Annotated in this window: 1 protein-coding gene; it reads right to left on the minus strand. The window is 63.2% G+C overall.

The window, feature by feature from the left end; translation table 11 throughout:
• Nucleotides 1–33 precede the first annotated feature (33 nt).
• Nucleotides 34–1,445, minus strand: a protein-coding gene (locus E3O49_RS08670) for an IS3 family transposase (RefSeq protein ID WP_244285274.1) whose coding sequence is annotated in 2 segments (ribosomal slippage) — nt 34–1,124 and nt 1,124–1,445 — 1,413 coding nt in all. Because the reading frame shifts where the segments join, the coding sequence is not laid out codon by codon here.
• Nucleotides 1,446–1,474: the final 29 nt, after the last annotated feature.

Genomic DNA, 1,474 nt, shown 5'->3' on the forward strand with positions numbered 1-1,474 from the left:
CCGGAAGATGTCAACCTATGTGAGTCAGTTTCCTTAGGCGGTCATTGAGTTCGTTCCTTCCTTTTCGGGTTCGTTGATCCACGTCGTCGTCGGGAATGTTGGCGGCTGCGGGAGCTTCCGAACGAAGCGTTCAGGGTGCTTGGTATAGGCGGTCCTGAGAACGCGGGCGCGAGCGTGCTGGATGGCGCGTGCGTGGCCGTGGTGGACGTTGAACGGGGTGTGCATTCCGATGCCGGAGTGGCGATGTTCACCGTTGTACCAGCCGTAGAATTCGGTGCAGAATGAGCGTGCCTCGGCGAGGCTGTAGAACCGATCGGGGAACTCGGGCCGGTACTTCAAAGTTTTGAAGTGCGACTCGCTGAATGGATTGTCATTACTCGTGTGCGGGCGGGAGTGCGACTTGGTCACGCCCAGGTCGGCGAGCAGAAACGCTACGGGTTTCGACGCCATCGAGGACCCATTGTCGGAGTGGATCGTCAGCTGATCGCGGCGAATGTTCTGCTTCTCGATCGTGTCGAGCAGGAGCCGCTCAGCCAGCTCGGCGGATTCCCGGGTCGCGACCATCCAGCCGACGACGTACCGGGAGTAAATGTCGATAATCGTATACAAGTGGAAGTATGACCATTTGGCCGGGCCCTTGAGCTTCGAGATGTCCCACGACCAGGTCATGTTGGGTCCCGTCGCGATGAGTTCGGGCTTGACTCGTGCCGGGTGCTCGGCCTGAGCACGACGCTCACCGGTCTCGCCGTGGGCGCGGAGCAGACGATACATCGTCGCGACTGAGCACAGGTAGGTGCCCTCGTCGAGGAGGATCGCCTGGATCTCCGCCGGCGCCTTGTCCACGAACCGCTTGGACCGCAGCACCTCTAGAACAGCGGCGCACTCCAGCTCGGTCAGCGCGCGCGGCTGCTTCGCCGGCTGTGGCCGGGGCCGCGGCGATGACGGCGGTCTTGGCGACCGCCGGTGTTGGCGGTAGTGCGTCGCCCGCGACCGGCCCACGGCCAGGCACGCGTCCCGCGTGCCGACGAGAGGGACGAGTTCGGTGATCGTGGCGTCGATTATTTCTCGGTGTTCTTCTCGCTGCTGTTGGTCGAGAGTTGATCCAACAGAGCCGAGAGTTTTCCCTGGATAGCGATCACCTGCCTCGCCGTATCCAACTCGCCCGACAGTCGGACATTCTCTTTCCGGAGCCGGGCCGCGTCCTTCTCCGACGTGCTGGCTGGCAGCGCTCCCGCCGGCCGCGCCAAAGCGGCCAGCACCCCCTTGTCTCGCTGGTCACGCCACGAGCTGACTAAGGAGGTGTACAGCTTTTCCCGGCGGAGCAGCGCACCGCGGCCCTGCCGATTGAGGCAGTCGTACTCGGTCAGAATGTCGCACTTGTACTTGGCGGTGTAGGTTCGCCGCCGAGCACGCTCGGGAACCTGAGGATCGGGAACATCTTCCATCCCTACAGCTTGCCCGGTCGAGCTGGGCC

It is taken from the genome of Cryobacterium shii (assembly GCF_004402595.1).
Classification (GTDB): Bacteria; Actinomycetota; Actinomycetes; order Actinomycetales; family Microbacteriaceae; genus Cryobacterium; species Cryobacterium shii.